15 protein-coding genes and 1 pseudogene are annotated in these 19102 nt (G+C 43.8%); 5 read left to right on the top strand and 11 right to left on the bottom strand.

The genetic code is table 11. The features are described from left to right. Window positions 1-173: 173 nt before the first annotated feature. The 8 genes and pseudogenes from hisIE to hisG all read right to left on the bottom strand — a co-directional run bounded on the left by hisIE (window position 174) and on the right by hisG (window position 7055). The gene (hisIE, locus tag ACSLP7_RS03165) at window positions 174-767 is read right to left on the bottom strand and encodes a bifunctional phosphoribosyl-AMP cyclohydrolase/phosphoribosyl-ATP diphosphatase HisIE (protein ID WP_435577970.1); all 594 of its coding nucleotides are present in this window, start codon (window positions 765-767) and stop codon (window positions 174-176) included. Continuing rightward, a complete protein-coding gene (hisF, locus tag ACSLP7_RS03160) occupies window positions 764-1516 on the bottom strand; it encodes an imidazole glycerol phosphate synthase subunit HisF (RefSeq protein ID WP_435577969.1) in 753 nt (250 codons plus the stop codon). The genes hisIE and hisF overlap by 4 nt, the downstream gene beginning before the upstream one ends. After that, window positions 1510-2222: pseudogene (gene hisA, locus ACSLP7_RS03155) on the bottom strand (1-(5-phosphoribosyl)-5-[(5-phosphoribosylamino)methylideneamino]imidazole-4-carboxamide isomerase). The gene hisF and the pseudogene hisA overlap by 7 nt, the downstream one beginning before the upstream one ends. Then, window positions 2219-2806, bottom strand: coding sequence for an imidazole glycerol phosphate synthase subunit HisH (gene hisH / locus ACSLP7_RS03150; RefSeq protein WP_435577968.1), 588 nt, complete (start codon window positions 2804-2806; stop codon window positions 2219-2221). Before hisH ends, hisA begins: the two are co-directional and overlap by 4 nt. After that, a complete protein-coding gene (hisB, locus tag ACSLP7_RS03145; protein WP_435577967.1) occupies window positions 2803-3897 on the bottom strand; it encodes a bifunctional histidinol-phosphatase/imidazoleglycerol-phosphate dehydratase HisB in 1095 nt (364 codons plus the stop codon). Before hisB ends, hisH begins: the two co-directional genes overlap by 4 nt. After that, window positions 3894-4916 carry a histidinol-phosphate transaminase gene (hisC, locus tag ACSLP7_RS03140; RefSeq protein ID WP_435577966.1) on the bottom strand — a complete coding sequence of 341 codons (1023 nt, stop codon included), beginning with the start codon at window positions 4914-4916 and terminating at the stop codon, window positions 3894-3896. Before hisC ends, hisB begins: the two co-directional genes overlap by 4 nt. Continuing rightward, window positions 4906-6198 carry a histidinol dehydrogenase gene (hisD, locus tag ACSLP7_RS03135; protein ID WP_435577965.1) on the bottom strand — a complete coding sequence of 431 codons (1293 nt, stop codon included), beginning with the start codon at window positions 6196-6198 and terminating at the stop codon, window positions 4906-4908. Before hisD ends, hisC begins: the two co-directional genes overlap by 11 nt. After that, window positions 6198-7055, bottom strand: a complete 858-nt coding sequence (gene hisG, locus ACSLP7_RS03130; protein WP_435577964.1) for an ATP phosphoribosyltransferase — start codon at window positions 7053-7055, stop codon at window positions 6198-6200. Before hisG ends, hisD begins: the two co-directional genes overlap by 1 nt. 297 nt (window positions 7056-7352) lie before the next feature. Here hisG and ACSLP7_RS03125 point away from each other — a divergent pair, with 297 nt between their 5' ends. Both ACSLP7_RS03125 and ACSLP7_RS03120 read left to right on the top strand, forming a co-directional pair. Next, a complete protein-coding gene (locus ACSLP7_RS03125) occupies window positions 7353-7922 on the top strand; it encodes a fasciclin domain-containing protein (RefSeq protein WP_435577963.1) in 570 nt (189 codons plus the stop codon). Then, the gene (locus ACSLP7_RS03120; RefSeq protein WP_435577962.1) at window positions 7919-9229 is read left to right on the top strand and encodes a T9SS type A sorting domain-containing protein; all 1311 of its coding nucleotides are present in this window, start codon (window positions 7919-7921) and stop codon (window positions 9227-9229) included. The genes ACSLP7_RS03125 and ACSLP7_RS03120 overlap by 4 nt, the downstream gene beginning before the upstream one ends. Window positions 9230-9231: 2 nt before the next feature. On the opposite strand, the gene pheT is transcribed toward ACSLP7_RS03120, so the two are convergent. Continuing rightward, entirely contained in the window at window positions 9232-11661 is a 2430-nt protein-coding gene (gene pheT / locus ACSLP7_RS03115; RefSeq protein WP_435577961.1) for a phenylalanine--tRNA ligase subunit beta, read from the bottom strand. A gap of 166 nt (window positions 11662-11827) precedes the next feature. On the opposite strand from pheT, the gene ACSLP7_RS03110 reads away from it, so the two are divergent. Beyond that, window positions 11828-13036, top strand: coding sequence for a TlpA family protein disulfide reductase (locus ACSLP7_RS03110; RefSeq protein ID WP_435577960.1), 1209 nt, complete (start codon window positions 11828-11830; stop codon window positions 13034-13036). 99 nt (window positions 13037-13135) lie between these two features. Further along, complete coding sequence (locus ACSLP7_RS03105; protein ID WP_435577959.1) at window positions 13136-14242, top strand: DUF2911 domain-containing protein; 1107 nt, start codon at window positions 13136-13138, stop codon at window positions 14240-14242. Window positions 14243-14303: 61 nt separating this feature from the next. Here ACSLP7_RS03105 and recG read toward each other — a convergent pair whose 3' ends face one another. Then, on the bottom strand, window positions 14304-16409 hold the full coding sequence (gene recG / locus ACSLP7_RS03100) for an ATP-dependent DNA helicase RecG (RefSeq protein ID WP_435577958.1): 2106 nt from the start codon (window positions 16407-16409) through the stop codon (window positions 14304-14306). Window positions 16410-16525: 116 nt separating this feature from the next. Between recG and ACSLP7_RS03095 the strand changes: the two genes are divergently transcribed. Beyond that, the gene (locus tag ACSLP7_RS03095; protein WP_435577957.1) at window positions 16526-18586 is read left to right on the top strand and encodes a M1 family metallopeptidase; all 2061 of its coding nucleotides are present in this window, start codon (window positions 16526-16528) and stop codon (window positions 18584-18586) included. Here ACSLP7_RS03095 and ACSLP7_RS03090 read toward each other — a convergent pair. After that, window positions 18578-19099 carry a hypothetical protein gene (locus ACSLP7_RS03090; RefSeq protein WP_435577956.1) on the bottom strand — a complete coding sequence of 174 codons (522 nt, stop codon included), beginning with the start codon at window positions 19097-19099 and terminating at the stop codon, window positions 18578-18580. The two genes, ACSLP7_RS03095 and ACSLP7_RS03090, sit on opposite strands and share 9 nt — an antisense overlap. Between the last annotated feature and the right edge of the window lie 3 nt (window positions 19100-19102).

The following is a 19102-nucleotide window of genomic DNA, read 5'->3' as shown; positions in this document are numbered from 1 at the left end:
TATAATTCTTAAAACGAATCAATCAAAATTGTGCTGCACTTTCTAGAGTTCGCTAAAGGATTTTTGAATTAGGTGGGTAAGGTGGTAAATCCTTTTTAGCTTAGCTCATACCCAATTTTTACTCAAAGTTACACGCTAAATGGCTACATTCCAAATGGCTGTATTGTTAAATTTTATTTTTTAGAACGTTGTTTAAGGATATCCTCTATATCTGCCAAAGAATGCCCTTTAACGTTCAACAAAATAAGCAGGTGATAGAGCAGATCTGCCGCTTCATTCTTAAAAAGCTCCTCATTATTGTCCTTGGCCTCTATGACCAATTCCACAGCTTCTTCACCAACTTTTTGAGCCACTTTATTGATCCCGCGCTGTACTAGAGCTCGGGTATAGGATTCCGCTTCATCACTGGATATCTTCTTTTCAATAGTTGCTTCCAATTGGCGCAAGAAGCCCAAGGCGCTATCGTTATTAAAACAACTTTGATTTCCCAAGTGACAGGTCGGTCCTGCAGGTTCACAAAGGAATAGCAAAGCATCTTGGTCGCAATCAATGAAATGTTCTTTGAGTTCTAAATAATTTTGAGAGCTTTCTCCTTTGGTCCATAGACGTCCTTTAGATCGGCTGTAAAAAGTTATGCGATCTTCAGCTATGGTCTTCTCGTAAGCTTCCGCATTCATATACCCCACCATAAGAACTTGGCGGGTATTGTAATCTTGTATTACTGCTGGCAATAAGCCGTCAGCAGGTTTTTGAAAATTTGGTGTCATCGTATGGCGATGTTTTTTGTTTTTAAAGCTGATTTTAATTCGGGTACTGGGATCTCTCCATAGTGGAAAATACTGGCAGCTAAGCCCGCACTCGCAGTGGTCTGCTCAAAGAGCGTTGCAAAGTGATCTACAGTTCCAGCGCCGCCAGAAGCGATCACTGGAATTTGAACACTGCTTGCAACGGCTTCGGTAATATCTAAGGCAAAGCCTGCTTTGGTTCCGTCATTGTTCATTGAGGTCAACAGGATTTCTCCGGCTCCCAGAGCTTCCATTTGCTTTACCCAGTCTAATGTTTTTATTCCTGTCGGAGTTCTGCCGCCACTGACAAATACGGTCCAGTCCGGATCTTCATATTTGGTGTCTATGGCTACCACTACGCATTGAGATCCAAATTCTGCGGCTAATTCCTGAACCAATTCCGGCCGTTTTACCGCTGCTGAATTCACACTGACCTTATCGGCCCCAGCTCTAATTAGCGCTTTGGCCTGAGCAACAGAGGTGATCCCGCCACCTACGGTAAATGGAATGTTGATATTCGCAGCGATCTCTTCTACCAATTGAATAAGCGTAGCACGGGCTTCGATTGTTGCGGTAATATCCAAGAATACCAGTTCATCGGCGCCTTGAAGCGCGTACTGTCTGGCAAGTGCAACAGGATCACCAGCATCTTGAATGTCAACAAAATTGACTCCTTTAACGGTGCGACCGTTCTTAATATCCAAGCAAGGTATGATGCGTTTTTTTAGCATAGTTTCTCTAAATCTTTTAATGCGATGGTACCTTCATAAATAGCCTTACCAACAATAGCACCTTCACAGCCCATTGCTAAGAGCTGCTCTAATTCCGATAGGGTGGTGACCCCGCCACTGGCAATTAACTTGATACCTTCTAATTCTAAAAGTTCGCGGTACAGATCAAAGCTCGGCCCTTGTAACATGCCATCTTTGGCAATGTCTGTACAGATTACATATTGCACGCCTTTTTTCAAGTATTGATTGATGAACTCCATGACCTCTAAACTAGAAGCTTGCTGCCAGCCGTGAGTGGCGATCATGCGATCTTTACAATCGGCCCCTAGAATAAGGCGCTCACTGCCGTAACGGTTTAGCCAACTTGAAAAGAGTTCTGGAGCACTTACGGCTATACTGCCTCCGGTGACCTGTTGGGCCCCGCTTTCAAAGGCAATACGAATGTCTTCGTCGGATTTAACTCCTCCACCAAAATCAATTTTTAAAGATGTTTTGGTGGCGATACGCTCCAAAACCTTGTGATTTACAATTTGTTTGCTCTTGGCTCCGTCTAAATCTACCAAGTGCAAATATTGAATGCCGTGTGCCTCAAACTCCTTGGCGACTTCCAAGGATCTTCATTGTAGACGGTCTTTTGGTTGTAATCTCCTTGAGTCAGGCGAACGCATTTGCCTTCAATCAGGTCTATGGCTGGTATGATTCTCATACGGTGGGTAATTTTAAAAAGTTGGCCAAGATCTGTTCTCCCACATCTGCTGATTTTTCAGGGTGAAACTGCGTGGCGTAAAAATTTCCTTTGGATAATGCTGCGGAGAAGGGCAGGATATAGTCACAGGCAGCAACAGTATCCGGGCCACTTTCTGCATAAAAGCTGTGGACAAAATAGACATCACTATTGGCCTGTACTCCTTCAAACAACGGGCCTTTCAATGCTGTGAGCTCGTTCCAACCCATATGCGGCACCTTTTCTTCTGGTGGAAAACGTTTTACGACCTCTGGGAATATCCCGAGGCATTCGGTATTTCCCTCTTCAGACCGAGCGCAAAAGAGTTGCAATCCTAAACAGATGCCAAGCGTAGGTTTAGTGCGCTCTTTGATCACTTGGTCCAAACCGCGCTCCCGCAAATAAGCCATGGCAGAAGAAGCTTCACCTACTCCGGGCAGGATCAGCTTATCGGCCGCGCTCAAGACCTCAGGATCATCACTGATCACACAGTCGGCTCCCAAGCGTTTTAAGGCGTTTTCTACGGAGCGAATATTGCCTGCATTGTATTTTACTATTGCGATCATAAACTTCCTTTCGTGCTTGGAATATCGTTAGAACCGCTTCTAGACACTGCCATGCGCAAGGCTCGAGCAAATCCTTTAAAGATCGCTTCAATCTTGTGGTGCTCGTTGTCTCCTTCCGCTTTAATGTTCAGATTGCATTGTGCTGTATCGCTAAAGGATTTGAAAAAGTGGAAGAACATTTCCGTAGGCAGATCACCAACCTTTTCGCGCTGAAATTCAGCATCCCATTCCAGCCAAGGTCGGCCTCCAAAATCAACAGCAACTTGAGCCAAAGCGTCATCCATGGGTAAAAGAAAGCCATAACGCATAATACCCTTCTTACTTCCCAAAGCTTCTTTAAAAGCAGAACCCAAGGCAAGCGCTGTATCTTCTATGGTGTGGTGCTCATCAATATGCAGATCTCCCTGTACGCGAATGTCCAAGTCAAATCCACCGTGTTTGGCAATTTGCTCCAACATATGATCGTAGAAGCCTAAGCCAGTTTGGATCACACTTTCACCTTTTCCGTCTAGGTTTAAGGCAATACTGATTTGCGTTTCTGAGGTGTTTCGGTTCACCTCAGCCTTGCGGTCTTGTCCTTTTAAAAAGCGGTAGATATCTTCCCAACTTTTGGTGGTGAGTGCTGCGTCGTCAAAGGGCTCATCAGCAATAAGAATCCCTTGACTCCCTAAGTTTTGAGCCAGCACAACATCAGATGTTCTGTCTCCAATTACAAAGGACTTTTCTAGGTCAAAATCTCCGTGAATGTATTCCATAAGCATCCCCGTACCTGGTTTGCGCGTCGGAGCGTTGTCTTCCGGAAGCGTTGGGTCAATATGCACACCGTAGAACTCGATCCCTTCATTAGAGAAGGCTTGCATTACCTTGTTGTGTGCAGGCCAAAAGGTGTCTTCTGGAAAAGAGTCCGTACCCAATCCGTCTTGATTGGTTACCATGACTAAGGTGTAGTCCAATTCTTGATTGATCTTAGCGAGCCATTGAAAAACTCCTGGATAGAATTCCAGCTTTTCCAAGCTGTCCAATTGATAATCTACAGGCGGCTCAATGACGAGTGTCCCGTCTCGGTCAATAAATAATACTTTCTTGCTCATAAGTTGTTCAATGCGTTGATGAGTATGTCGTTTTCTTCTGGCGTTCCAACAGTGATGCGCAAGGAATCTGCGATCACCGAACTTCTGTTTCTGGTTATAATTTGTTGCTCAATAAGTTGCTCGTAAAGGGCTGTTGCTTGAGGCACCTTTATCAAGATAAAGTTCGCCTGCGTAGGATATACCTTTTGCACCCAATCCAATTGTTCAAAATAGCTGATCAAGCGTTCTTTTTCTTTGAGGATAGCGTTCTTACGTTGGGCAAAACCTTCACGATCCTTTAAAGCCTCAATTGCTGCGGCTTGGTTGAGTCCACTTACGTTATAGGGAGGTTTGATATTATTCAACCATCCGATCAAAGCTTCAGAACTGTAGGCGACACCAACTCGTGCCGCTGCCAAGCCCCATGCTTTACTGAAAGTCTGTGAGATTATCAAATTGTCTAATTCCTCAAGTAAACGGATACAGCTCTCTGAATCGGCAAAGTCAATATAGGCTTCATCCACGATAACCAAGCCCTTAGTAGCTTGGGCAAGGCTTCTAATGATCGCTTTATCAATCAGATTCCCCGTTGGGTTATTTGGCGAACAGATAAAGATCAATTTGGGTTGCTGGCTTTCAATAATTTTTAATGCGGATGCTAGATCAATCTGAAAATCGGTAGTTAAAGGGCAATCCAACAATTCAATATTGTTGATAGCGGCCGATACCTTGTACATGCCATAGGTCGGGCTGAATTGCAGCGCTTTGTCAAATCCCGGCCTGCAAAAAAGTCTAAAGCACAGATCAATTACCTCGTCACTTCCATTACCCACAAAGATCCGGTTTGAGTCAATATCTCGGAGCTTTGCCAATTCGGCTTTGAGTGCTCTTTGATAAGGATCGGGATATCTATTTAGCGTTCCGTAAGGGTTCTCGTTGGCATCCAAGAAAACCCCATCTTTTCCCGTGTATTCGTCACGGGCGCTTGAATAGGGCTTTAATGCCAGCAGATCAGGTCTAATTACCTCTTTAATTTTCATTCTTCAAAGCATTAAGTCGTACCGTTACTGCATTCTTGTGTGCCTGAAGGCCTTCTGCCTCTGACATGGCTTCAATTACAGGTCCAAGGTTTTGAATGCCTTGGGCACTGATCTGTTGAAAGGTGACCTTATTGACAAAACTGTCTAAAGAGACTCCGCTGTATTGTCTAGCATAACCATTGGTCGGTAAGGTGTGATTGGTGCCTGAGGCATAATCACCAGCGCTTTCTGGAGTGAAATTCCCCATAAATACCGAACCTGCTACAGTGACCTTTTCTGCCCAATAGTCGTCTTCTCTTAAAGCGAGAATGAGGTGCTCCGGGGCGTACTTATTACTGAATTCCATACAGGTGTCTATATCGTCAAAAACAAGGGCTTTGCTGTTCTTTAGTGCTTCTTTGGCTAAAGCGACTCTTGGCAGTTTTTCTACCTGTTCATTGACGATCACTAAAACATCGCCTATAGTCTTTAGATCATCGCCTAAAAGAATAACTTGGCTATCACTGCCGTGTTCTGCTTGCGAGAGTAGGTCTGCAGCGACAAATTCTGGATTGGCATATCTATCTGCTACTACAAGTACTTCACTCGGTCCTGCAGGCATGTCAATGGCTAGGCCGTAATTGAGACTCATCTCCTTAGCTCGGGTTACGTATTGATTCCCGGGTCCAAAGATCTTATCCACTTTGGGAATCGATTCCGTTCCAAAAGTCATCGCTGCAACAGCCTGTGCACCACCAACCTTAAAAACCTGCTCTAAGCCCAATAACTGGCAGCAATAGGCAATCTCAGCGGCAATGCTCCCTTCTTGATTTGGAGGTGTACACACCACAATGGTCTTACAGCCTGCTAATTTGGCTGGAATGGCCAGCATCAACAAACTTGAGAAAAGTGGTGCCGTTCCACCAGGAACATACAGTCCTACCCGTTGAATGGGCAATTGCTTTCTCCAACACACGACACCGGCTGTAGTAGTGATCTTTTCTGGTTTGCTGCCTTGGGCTTTGTGAAACTTCTCAATATTTGCCGCAGCCTGCTGAATGGCCTCTTGCAAAGCTGGGGCTACAGTTGCCGCTTGTTGTTCTATTTCTGAAGGAGTAACCGATACCTCGTTTAGTTCAGCCTTATCAAATTCAAGTGCATAAGCCAACAATTGAGCGTCACCATTTTCTTTTACAGCCGACATGATGCTGCCCACAGTGCTGCTTAGATCTTCACGATCAATACTGGGCCGCTCACAAAGCTTGGCCCAGCGGTTTCTTGGAGGGTTAACATAGACTTTCATTAGCGTACAATTTTGTCAATAGGAACTACTAGGATGTCTTCCGCACCAGCGGCTTTGAGCTCTTCAATGACATCCCAGAACTGAGATTCGTCAATAACTGTGTGTAGGGAACTCCAACCTTCTTCAGCTAAAGGAAGAATAGTTGGGCTTTTTAAAACAGGCAACAGCGCAGAGACTGCTTCGATTTTGTCATTAGGAACATTGAGCAATACGTATTTTGAAGCTTTTCCACGTAAAACCGCATCCATTCTAAAACTCAGCTTATCTAAGATGGCTTCCTTTTCGGGGCTGAGGTCAGGTGATTTAGCTAATACGGCTTCGGAGCGCAAGATCACTTGAGTCTCGCGCAGACCATTTTTAAAGAGTGTGCTCCCAGAACTCACAATGTCACAAACACCGTCTGCCAAGCCTATGTTTGGAGCGATCTCCACAGATCCGGCAATTTGGTGAATGTCTGCTTGTATCCCTTCCGCATCCAAAAAGCGTTTTAAGGTATTGGGGTAAGAGGTTGCAATGCGTTTACCGTTGAAGTAGCTTAGATCATCTGTAGCCACTGACTTCGGTACGGCAAGGGAGACACGACACTTGGAAAACCCTAGTGGTCGGATCACGCTTACATTCTTTTGCTTTTCGATCAGTAAGTTCTCTCCAACAATGGCAATATCCGCAACGCCATCTTCCAAGTATTTTGGAATATCAGAGTTTCGCAAATACAAAATATCCAAGGGGAAGTTTGCAGCGCGGACCTTGAGTTGATCTTTTCCATTTTGAACGGAAACGCCACAATCTTTTAGTAATTCGATGGATTTGTCGTGAAGTCTACCGCTCTTTTGAATCGCAATTTTTAATCTGCTCATTTTTTTAAATAATGGTCTGAGCAATTAGCGGTAAAAAAATACCCGTCTGATTGCTCAGACGGGTTATATGGTTTTAAACAGTTTACAATACCATACTAGCTCGCCTGAAGGCCAGAGTGTGCATGGTGATGATGTAACTGTACTAAATTCATTGTTTCGTTATTGATTGCAAAGTTGAAACCTTTTTTTAATTCAGACAAATATATGCTTTGAAAATTAACAAATAATTAAATCCCGCAACTTGGAAGCCCTTTGATTCCTCTTTAGAATTGATATCTTAGCGTAAATTACTTTGCTATGAAAAAATTGCTTTCTATCCTTTTAATCGCCTTGGCAGTCAGTCCTTTAGTTGGGCAAGACTACCAAGCAGGAGTCGCTTCAAAATCCTATCAACTCATAGGGAATGATACCATCTTTCCCACCAAGAGTATTTATGAGAATATCAAAAACACCAGTCAATTTACGGTGCTTACTCAGATCTTTGAGCTTACCAATGCGCAAGAGGAGATCGATAAATTGGGTATGGTAACGGTATTTTTGCCAACGGACGCTGCTTTTTCTGCCTATGATGAAAAAGCGCTTAAAAAAATGTTGAATGCTTCTAACGCAGAAGCCCTCAAGGCAGCTTTGATGCGTCACGTCATCATTGGACGCGTAGATCAAAACAGTCTACAGCGCAACCTGCAGCAAAACGGAGGTTCCGCCTATTTTAGATCTCCCGCAGATATTGATCCAGAATTTAAAACGGGTGGGAGTCAGATCCAATTGCGGATCCCGAATGCGGCTGCAGCAACAATAACGGCAACGAATTACTATCACAAACTAGGCTTTATCCACGTGGTAGATGCCTTTTTAATGGAACAATGAATTTAAACCAACTGCTAATCGCACTGCTTTTGTGTTGCTCCGGATGGATGACAGCACAGACCAATTATACTTCTTATTTCACGGGTAATCCAACAGATGCTGAGGTTATAGGCGATGGAGGAACGGTCCTCATGGGTGGTGCAGGAGAGAACGATCCGGCCATGATTTGGTTTTTAGAGAGAGCCAATGGCGGTGATGTTTTGGTGCTTCGCGCGAGTGGTGCAGATGGTTATAACGACTATTTCTATTCAGAGCTGGGGGTAACGGTCAATTCCGTAGAAACCATTGTTTTCAATGATTGGACTGCGGCCAGTGAGCCTTATGTGTTAGACAAAATCAATCGTGCAGAAGCCATTTGGTTCGCGGGTGGTAATCAATGGGACTATGTGTCTTTCTGGCGCGGAACCGGCGTTGCTACTGGAATTAATAATGCTATCTCAGAACGCGGGGCAGTTGTTGGTGGTATCAGTGCAGGGATGGCTATTTTAGGCAGCATTTATTTCACTGCGGAAAACGGAACGGTCACTTCAGAAGAGGCCACTGCTAATCCCTATCATCCAAACATAACTTTAAGCGGAGCTCCCTTTTTAGATATTGATTATCTCTCAGGTGTGATCACCGATACCCATTATGATGACCCTGATCGGCGCGCACGCCACAGTGTGTTTTTAGCCCGCGCAATGGTGGATATGGGGGTGAACGCCCGTGGCATTGCTTGTGATGAATTTACAGCGGTTTGTATTGCTCCGGATGGTATTGCGCGCATTTTTGGAGAATATCCAAGTTTTGATGATAACGTCTATTTCATTCATTCCAACTGTAATCTAGACGTTCCAGGTCCAGAAATTATTGGAGCGGGCAACCCGATTACCTGGTCAAGAGGTGGGGAAGCCCTTTACGCTTACCGAGTGAAGGGAACTGAAACTGGAGAGCATACTTTTGATCTCAACGATTGGCAAACCGCCAGCGGAGGGGAGTGGCTCAATTGGAGCATAGAAGAAGGAGTCTTCAACGAAGCTTCGGGTAGTGATCCAGCCTGTAATCCCTTAAGTGTGGATGAGTTTGCTCAGGCCAATATCAGCCTCTATCCAAACCCTGTTCAAGATCAGGTCCAATTAAATACCAACGGTCTTGAAATCCAGAACCTCGCTATTTATAATCAGTTGGGACAGCAAGTAATGCAAGAGACAGTAACTACTGCTGTCAATCTACAAATAGATGCTGCGAATTGGTCAGCAGGGATCTTCTACCTGCGTGTAGTGACAGCAGGCGGGGAAGTACTGATCAAAAAGATCATTAAGAAGTAGGCTTAACGCAGCTGGGCTTCAAACTTCGTTTCAAAAGCTTGCTGCAAGCGTCCCATGATCTTATCGATCTGCTTATCCGTTAAGGTTTTGTTCTCATCAGCCAGAGTGAAACTCAAGGCATAGGACTTCTTTCCTTTTGGTAAGGATTTCCCGGTATACACATCAAAGAGTTGCACTTCTTTAAGCAATTTACGCTCTGTAGCAAAGGCCGTAGCGTGAAGCGCTTCAAAACTTACTCCTTCATCCAGAAGCAAAGCAAAGTCGCGCTTTACCGCAGGATATTTAGAAATGTTTTTGAAAAGAATTTCTCCAGTCGAAAGTGCTGCTAAGACAGCATCCCAATTAAAATCAGCATAGAAAACAGGACTGCTTATGGCAAAGTGTCCTGTGATCTTAGGATGCACAACACCAAGAGCTACCAGCTCTGTATCTCCCATTTTTAGGCTGATTCCTTCCGAGAAAATATCTGCAGAGTTAGGTTGTTCGGTATACTTTGTAAGGCCTAATCGCTCTAAAATCCCACTGACAACTCCCTTTAAATAAAAGAAGTCAATCTCTGTAGAACCGTTATGCGCCCAGTGGTCTGGATAAACCGTTCCCTCTGCAATAACCGCTAAATGTTTATGCTCTATACGGCTGTCACCTTCTTGGTGATAGGTCTTCCCAAACTCATAAAGTTTTATGCTTCCCGCCTTGCGATTCTTGTTGTACGCAACAGCCTCAAGCGTGGTGAACAACATGGATTGACGCAAAACAGAAAGGTCGTTGCTCAATGGGTTGAGCATAGCCACGTTTTGCTCCTCATCCAAAGTTGCCGTTAGATTGATATAATCTGGCTTGGTCAGGGAGTTGGCCAACATCTCATTAAAACCAATGGCAGTGAGCTGATTGGCCGTGATGTTTTGTATGCGGTAATCTTCAATGCGCTTGTTCTCCGAGATCGAGGCATTGAGTTTTTTGCCAAAGTCAATATTGTTATAACCGTAAACACGCAGCACTTCTTCCACCACATCGGCTTCACGAGTTACGTCATTGCGGTAAGCAGGAATAGTCATCCCAATACCGGTTTCGGTTACATTATTGATCTTGATGTCCAAAGAGGTCAAAATGGATTTAATGGTCTCTCTTGGTATTTCTTGTCCGATCAAGCGCGCTGCATTGTCAAAGTTCAATACTACTTGATGGTCTTCAATTTTCTTCGGATAGATATCGATCACATCACTGGTGATCTCTCCGCCCGCTAACTCTTTGATCAAGATGGCCGCACGCATCAAAGCGTATTCGGTGATATTCGGGTCAATGCCACGTTCAAAACGGAAGGAGGCATCTGTGTTTAGTCCGTGTCGCTTTGCAGTCTTACGAACGCTTACCGGATCAAAATAAGCCGATTCTAAGAAGATGGCCGTAGTTTGATCAGTCACGCCGCTTACCAATCCACCAAAAACCCCAGCGATACACATCGGTTTCTCTGCATCACAGATCATTAGATCGTCTTGGTGCAAACTGCGCTCTTCTCCGTCTAGAGTAGTGAATTTAGTTCCAGCTTCAAGGGTCTTAACTTCAACTACACCTCCTTGGATCTTTGCCACGTCAAAAGCGTGCAGCGGCTGTCCAAGATCGTGTAGCACATAGTTGGTAATGTCTACCACATTATTCTTTGGCGTGAGTCCAATCGCCTTTAAACGGTTTTGCAACCACTTTGGAGAAGGGGCTACTTGTAAACCGCTGATGGTAACCCCGCAGTAACGCGGAGCAAGTTCGTTATTATCAACCTTTACGTCAATCTTGTTGGAACGGTTGTCCACTCTAAAGTTGGTGTTAGAGGGCGTAATAAGTTCAATATTGATCTCTTGCTGTAACAGTCCAGCACGCAGGTCGCGAGCTGTTCCCCAGTGACTCATAGCATCTGCTCGGTTTGGCGTAAGGCCTATCTCAAACACATGGTCGATCTCAACGTCAACTACTGTATTCATTGGAGTTCCAGGAGTAAGCGCTTCATCCAGAACCATAATGCCGTCATGAGAGTCTCCTAGGCCGAGTTCGTCTTCAGCACAGATCATCCCCATGCTTACCTCGCCGCGGATCTTTCCTTTTTTGATCTTCCAAGGTTTTCCTTCAGCGTCATATAGGGTAGTGCCTACCGTAGCTACAGGTACCTTTTGTCCTTTGTCCACGTTTGGTGCACCACAAACAATTTGTACGGGCTCTTCTGCGCCGATATCTACTTTGGTGAGTTTAAGTCTGTCTGCATTAGGATGCTGGCCACATTCCAAAACGTGTCCAACCACAACCCCTTCCAAACCTCCAAGTACGGATTCAAAGCGGTCAATTCCTTCGATCTCAAGTCCGAGATCAGTCAATAAAGCTCCTGTTTTTTCAGGATCCCAATCAATATTGATAAACTGTTTAAGCCAGTTGTAAGATATCTTCATGCCCCTTAGCGCTGTTTAAGCTGCAAAGATAGCATTTACCCGTTGAAGTCATAGCGATTTCAAGCTTTGCTGCGTATTTTTTGTATTAATCCGATGGCCGGCTTTAGTTCATTGAAATTTGTAAGTACTTTTACATCTTTCGACCAATAGCTAAAATTTCAATATTATGCGTTTTTTGCTTCCCTTCTTTTGTGCTTTGATCCTTGTGTCTTGTGGTGATACCGAACCTCAAATAAAAACTGGAGATTGGCGCGCTACTTTAGAATTGGAAGACCAAATATTATTGCCATTCAATCTTGAATTTAAGGCAGATGGGACCGCAGTGATTCGCAACGCTGAAGAGCGCATTACTATTACAGACATTAGTATTCAAGGCGATACCGTTACCCTTGCGCATCCTGTATTTGCTGGAGTGTTTGAAGGAATTTTAAGCGATGATGTGATTGAAGGCGACTTTGTGATTGCCAATATGGAGCGTTCCATTCCTTTTCAAATGGTCTATGGAGATAGCCAACGCTTTAAGGAGCCTACGGCAGCGGTCGCTGATGTATCCGGTACTTGGGAGATTACTTTTATTGAAGACGATTGGAGCACTTATCCAGCTCAAGGGGTATTTGAGCAAAAAGACAATAGTGTAACAGGTACAATTCGCACAGAAACTGGTGATTATAGATATTTAGAGGGAGTGGTAGACGGCAGTGATCTCAAACTCTCCACCTTTGACGGAGCCCATTCCTTTTTGTTCACAGCCAAGGTAACGGACAGCACTTTGAAGGCTGGAACCTTTTACAGTGGAAATCACTATAAAGCAGGATTCAACGGTAAATTGAATCCGCAGTACGAATTGACAGATCCAGATTCTTTGACTTTTTTAAAGCCAGGCTATGATCGCTTTAATTTTGCCTTTCCAGATGCAGCTGGCAAGACCTGGACCTTGGATGATCCGCAGTTCAAGGATAAAGTAGTGGTCGTGCAGCTTATGGGAACTTGGTGTCCAAACTGTTTGGATGAAACGGAATACTTTGCAGATTATATTTCCAGAAACCCAGACTCTGAGGTTGAATTTATTGCTTTGGCCATTGACTTTTCAAAGACTCCGGAGCCTGCTTTTAAGGCTATTGATCGTTTGAAATCACGTTTTGACTTAAAGTATCCCATTGTTTTGGCGCAGTATGGAACGGATTCTAAAAGTGAGGCTAGCGAAAAACTTCCTATGCTCAATGCTGTACTCAGTTATCCGACTACCATTGTTGTGGATAAAAAAGGGGAGGTGCGTAAAATTCACACAGGCTTTAACGGTCCCGCAACGGGTGATAAGTATACGGAGTTCGTCACTTCTTTTGAGGCCTTCTTAGACGATCTAATCGCTGAGTAAGTGACATTAACAATCGTTTAGCTGTTAATTAACAGGTCCCTAACACCCTTGCTTTTGGGATGCCATTACCTTGGTGTCAACTAATTAAACAAAAGCAAAATGTCAAAGATCGTTACCCACCTGGTCATTGGGCTTACCTTATTGCTTATAGGTTCTGCTCAGGCTCAAATTCAAACTCCAAGAGCTGCCAGTCCTCAAGCTACACTTAGCCAAACCATAGGACTTACTGAAATACATGTTAATTACTCCAGACCAAGCGTACGCGGTCGTGAGATCTACGGAACACCTATAGCCCACTACGGTTTTCAAAATTTAGGTTTTGGAACCTCAAAGGCTGCACCTTGGCGTGCAGGTGCCAATGAAAATACAAAGATCAGTTTTACTCATGATGTGATCATTGGCGGAGGAGTAGTACCAGCAGGAACTTATGGCTACTTTATTGCTTTGGAAGAGAACGGTCCTGCGACGATTATACTTTCGAGTAATTCAAGTGCTTGGGGAAGCTTTTTTTACGATCCTAGTGAAGATATTGCTCGTATCCGCATCACCCCAGAAGCTATTACTCATCAAGAAACACTCGTTTTTGAGTTTAATGAAATCACTGCGAATTCCACGGTTTTAACCCTTAAGTGGGAAAAGATGGCTTTTCCTTTAAAGATAGAAGTTGATGTGGCTGATATAGTTTTAGCAGAGGCGCGTAAAGCCATGCAGGACCAACCGGGCTTTAACCGTCAAACCTGGGAGCAGGCCGCCGGTTACGCTTTGCAGAACAATACAGATCTAGAAGAAGCCCTTGGGTGGATAGATAACGCTATAGCAGGGAAATTTTATAGCCAAAAGACGTACACCAATTTACAGATCAAAGCGCAATTGTTGACTGCTTTAGGGCGTGGAGCAGAGGCAGAGGCTGTTATGGCAGATGCTTTGAATTTGGCTACAGTATTAGAAATGCACCAATACGGCCGTCAACTCATTGCTGCCGGACAAGTGGATAAAGCCATGGAGGTCTTTAAGCGTAATGCAAAAGAAAACCCCAACACCTGGCCTGTTCATTACGGTTTGGCAAGGGGTTATTCCGCTCAAGGTGATTACAAGCAAGCCGCTAAACACTTAGAGAAAGCCTTAGCCAATGCGCCTAATGACGCCAGTAGAGGAAGGGTAGCGGCTAATTTGGAGAAGCTTAAAAACAATCAAGACATCAATTAATTCTTTCTTTATATTTCTCGAAAAGCGCCTGTGGACCTCGGTTTGCAGGCGTTTTTTAATGCTAAGAGATAAAATTCCAAATGTTCCCGTACTTAGCCAATTCAATGTAGGTGCGGCGTACCGGCTCGTTTAACGGATGCTCTAAGTTAGGGTCATTCTTGAGTAGTTCCATTGCAAAAGAGCGCGCCATTGCCAAAATATCACGGTCTCGGACTACATCTGCTATGCGCAAGTTGAGAATTCCGCTTTGTTGTGTGCCCATCAAATCTCCAGGGCCGCGAAGTTTTAGATCGACCTCTGCTATTTCAAAACCATCGTTAGTGGCACACATGGTCTCTAAGCGGGTCTTGGCTTCATTGGAAACCTTTTGCCCGGTCATTAGAATACAGTAAGATTGATCGGCACCTCTTCCTACACGTCCACGCAGCTGGTGGAGTTGAGAAAGTCCAAAGCGTTCAGCACTCTCAATGACCATCACTGAGGCGTTGGGTACATTCACTCCAACTTCAATAACTGTGGTGGCGATCATGATCTGAGTTTCCCCTTTGACAAATCGATCCATTTCATAATCCTTGTCCGCAGGTTTCATTTTGCCATGGACAATGGAGATCTGAAATTCGGGCATTGGGAATGACCTGGAAATGGACTCGTGTCCATCCATCAAATCCTTGTAGTCTAAAGCCTCACTTTCTTGTATTAACGGATACACAATATAGACCTGTCTACCGAGCCTAATTTGGTCCTTTAAAAAGGCAAACATTTTGAGCCTGTTTGCGTCACTTCTCAAGACCGTTTTTACGGGCTTTCTTCCAGGGGGTAATTCGTCAATTACAGAGAGGTCCAGATCGCCGTATAAACTCATGGCTAATGTTCTTGGAATAGGAGTGGCGGTCATTACCAAAATATGGGGAGGGCGTTCGTTCTTTTTCCAGAGTTGAGCGCGTTGTGCAACTCCAAAACGGTGCTGCTCATCTATTACAGCAAGCCCTAAATTCTTAAAAACAACCTTCTTTTCCAAGACGGCATGGGTGCCAATTAGCAGGTCTAGTTCGCCATTTTCGAGCTTTTCGTGTATTTCTTTACGTTTTGAAGCTTTAGTTGAACCAGTTAGCAAAAAAACACTGATATTGAGTTTTTTACACCAAGGTAGTAATCCATTATAGTGTTGGACTGACAAAATTTCAGTCGGCGCCATTAAGCAAGCTTGAAAACCGTTGTCAAGCCCTATTAACATTGACATGAAGGCGACTATGGTCTTTCCGGAACCTACATCTCCTTGTAATAAGCGATTCATTTGAGCATTACTGCCCATGTCGTTGCGGATTTCTTTGATCACTCTTTTTTGGGCATCGGTCAAATCAAAGGGTAAATGGTCTTTGAAAAAAGTGTTAAAATAATCCCCTACCCGATCAAAGGTGTAGCCCTTGATTTTTTGTTTGCGCTGATAATTCTTGCGCAAAAGTTGTAATTGAATGTAGAATAATTCTTCAAATTTTAGACGATATTGAGCCGCTGCTAAAACCTTCTGATTCTTGGGAAAATGAACTGCAAAAAGGGCCTGTTTTTTAGTGGGCAATTTAAGGTGTTCTAAAAGGGGTTTTGGCAAGCTTTCTTGGAACTCATTTTTAGCCCCTAAAAAGAGCTGCTCAACCATGTTAATTATTGCCCGATTTGTAACCCCTTTTGTGCTTAACTTTTCGGTAGAAGGATAGACGGCTTGCATGCCAGATCGGAGCTTTTTTTCGTGCTCTGTGAGCAACTCAAGTTCGGGATGTGGCATGGAAAACTGCTGTTGAAATTTGTTGACGCGACCAAATGCGACATACTTTTTACCGAGTTTAAGACGCTCCTTCATCCACTTTTGACCTCTAAACCAAACCAGTTTCATGCTTCCAGTTTCATCTTCAAAAGTGGCTTCTAAACGATTGCCTTTTTTCTGAGAAACTGTTTTTAAGTGGGTGAGCATTCCTACAATTTGGACTTCGGCTCCAGTGTCCTGTAATTGTCCAATTTTGAAATATTGGGTACGGTCAATGTACTTTCTCGGGAAAAGATGGAGTAGATCTTGGTAGGTGTGTATGCCCAATTCAGAACGCAGTGAATCGGCCCGATTGGGTCCAACACCCTTCAAGTAAGCAATAGGAGTCTGTAGGTAACTCTCGTTCATTATTTAAAAATAATTGTTTCCATAGCCACAGCCTACCATTGTTAAAAAGTTCATAGGATTGTTAATGTTTCCTGCGTTAACTGTTGTTTGTGTTGGCTTTTGGTTAATTTGCAGTTATGCGTATTTCTCTTTGTATTTTTTTATTGTTCATCGGTTTTATCGGCTATGGTCAACAACAATCAGTTGCTGATTTTACTCGTATTGCAGCGAATTTGAAACCTGCTGTAAACTCAGCATACATCAGTGTGAACGCGCGTATAGAGTTCGATGTTCTAAAGGATACGGATTCCATTTTTATGAATGCGCATGAAATAGAGATTGGATCTTTTAGTAGTGAAGGAACTTTTAAGGCTGAGACTACTAAAGATAAGCTTTGGTTTGTCGGAGACTTCAAAGCAGGGAACAGTTATGCTGCTGATATCTATTATTTAGCCGCGCCTCAACAAACGATGTATTTCTTTAACGATCAGGTTTGGACCCAAGGTCAAGGTAAATATACCAGTCACTGGTTGCCGAGTTTAGATGATATGACCGATAAGATCATCTTTGATTTGTATGTAATGCTGAAGGATGAAGAGTATACCGCAATCTCTAATGGTCGTCTTGTTTCCAAGGACACTTTAAATGGAAGCACGCAGTGGGGTTTTGATATGACCCAGCCCATGTCGAGTTATCTAGCGATGATTGCCGTTGGGAAGTATGAAAAACAAGAGTTGCACTCCAGTTCTGGAGTGCCTCTTGAGAATTATTATTTTAAAGGGGACGAAGCCTACGTAGAGCCTACCTACCGCTATACCAAGGAGATCTTTGACTATTTTGAAAGAAAGATAGGCGTGCCTTATCCTTGGCAGAATTACAAACAAGTTCCGGTGCGTGATTTTCTCTATGCAGGAATGGAGAACACTACAGCAACGGTATTTTCAACGGCCTTTGTAGTGGATAGCATTGGCTTTAATGATAAGAATTATGTGAATGTAAATGCGCATGAGTTGGCGCATCAATGGTTTGGCAACTACGTCACAGAGGTCTCTGCTGCCGATCATTGGCTGCATGAGGGCTTTGCCAGTTATTATGCGCTTTTGGCGGAACGCGAACTTTTTGGGGATGATTATTACTACTGGAAACTCTTCAACACCGCAGAACAGCTGCGCAGTCGTAGCGATAATGGAAAAGGGGAGGCCTTGTCCAATCCCAAGGCGAGCTCGCTAACCTTTTATGAAAAAGGAACTTGGGCTTTAATTGCGTTGGATCAATTGTTAGGTACCTTTGATTTTGATCGGGTTATTAAGACCTATTTGGAGCGCTTTGCTTTTGATAACGCTACTTTAGACGACTTCTTTGGCGTGGTTACGGAGGTGACCGGAAAAGACATGACCGAATTCCGAAAGCAATGGATTGACCAGACTTCTTTTAAATCTGCCTGGGCGCTGGATTATTTGACACAGTCAGAATTTATAACTGCTTATCTATCTTTAGAAGCTTTGCGTACGCAAGAACTATCCGCTAAACAAAAACAGATCGCTACTGCTTTAAACAGTGATAACGAATACTTAGGGCAGGAGGCCGTTTTTCAACTTTCTGGAGAACCGATGAACCTTAGTTTGCCTTTATATATGGTAGCTTTGGCCGATGAGCATGTGTTGGTCCGTCAGGCTGTGGCGCAGAGTTTGGACAATATTCCTCTGGCCATTAAAGGAGATTTTGAAGCTTTGCTGAGGGATGATTCCTATGTAACGCAAGAGTTGGCGCTCTATCGTTTGTGGAGTAGTTTTCCGCAGGATAGATCGAAGTATTTAGACCGAATGGCCTCCGCCGTAGGCTTTAAAGAGAAAAATGTGAGACAACTGTGGCTAACCCTGGCTATAGTGACTCCAAACTACAGGGAGGCTCAAAAACGTGACTATATAGGTGAATTGATGGAGTACGCTTCAGACACCTATAGTTTTGAGGTCCGTGAATTGGCGCTCAATTATTTATCGGAGATTCAGATCATCAACGAGCAAGTCTTAAAATCCATGATCAATGCTTGTGTACATCCCAACTGGAGGTTCCGCAATCAGGCGCGAGAACTCTTAAAGCGACAATTGGACAACCCAATCGCTTTGCAATCCATTCAATCCTTTAAATCAGATTTACCCCAAAAGGAGCAAGATTATTTGCAGCGTGTTTTAGAATAGTTCAGAAACCTCTTTTCTGATATAGGCCAAAGCCTTTTGAGATGGAGTTACATCGTCCATAAAATTGGTCAATAAATACTGACGCAAATTGTCTGGAGAGCTGTCTTTTTCATGCATTACCCCTTGGCGAATCACGTGAATGGTTGCATTTTTAGCGGCATTGATCAAATTCCAGCATTCCTGAGAGACATAGATCTGCTGGGAGATGTTGTGATCAAATTCCTGCTCAATATTGCGAATCAACAGACTTTCGTAGTTCTCCAGGCTATTTCCAGCAGGTTTAACGCGTGTTAAAAGACGGTTTGGGTCTATGCGCTCCAAGAACAAGGTTAGACGCTCATAGGCTTGCAAACGCATAGGAATAGTGTTCTTCTGCGCTTCTTGCTGAATGAGGTAGCGTCTGCGACCTTCTTCATTGGCCGTATGACCTTTAAAAAAGTAATAGGCAACGATTCCAACCAAAATGGCGGGCAGTAAGTAGGCAACATAACCTAAGACCTGTTCAATTTCCATAGT

The sequence above is a fragment of the Gilvibacter sp. genome (assembly GCF_965601605.1).
Lineage (GTDB): Bacteria > Bacteroidota > Bacteroidia > Flavobacteriales > Flavobacteriaceae > Gilvibacter.
Note: the sequence above shows the minus strand (reverse complement) of the source record. Positions and strands in the feature narration are given on the sequence as shown.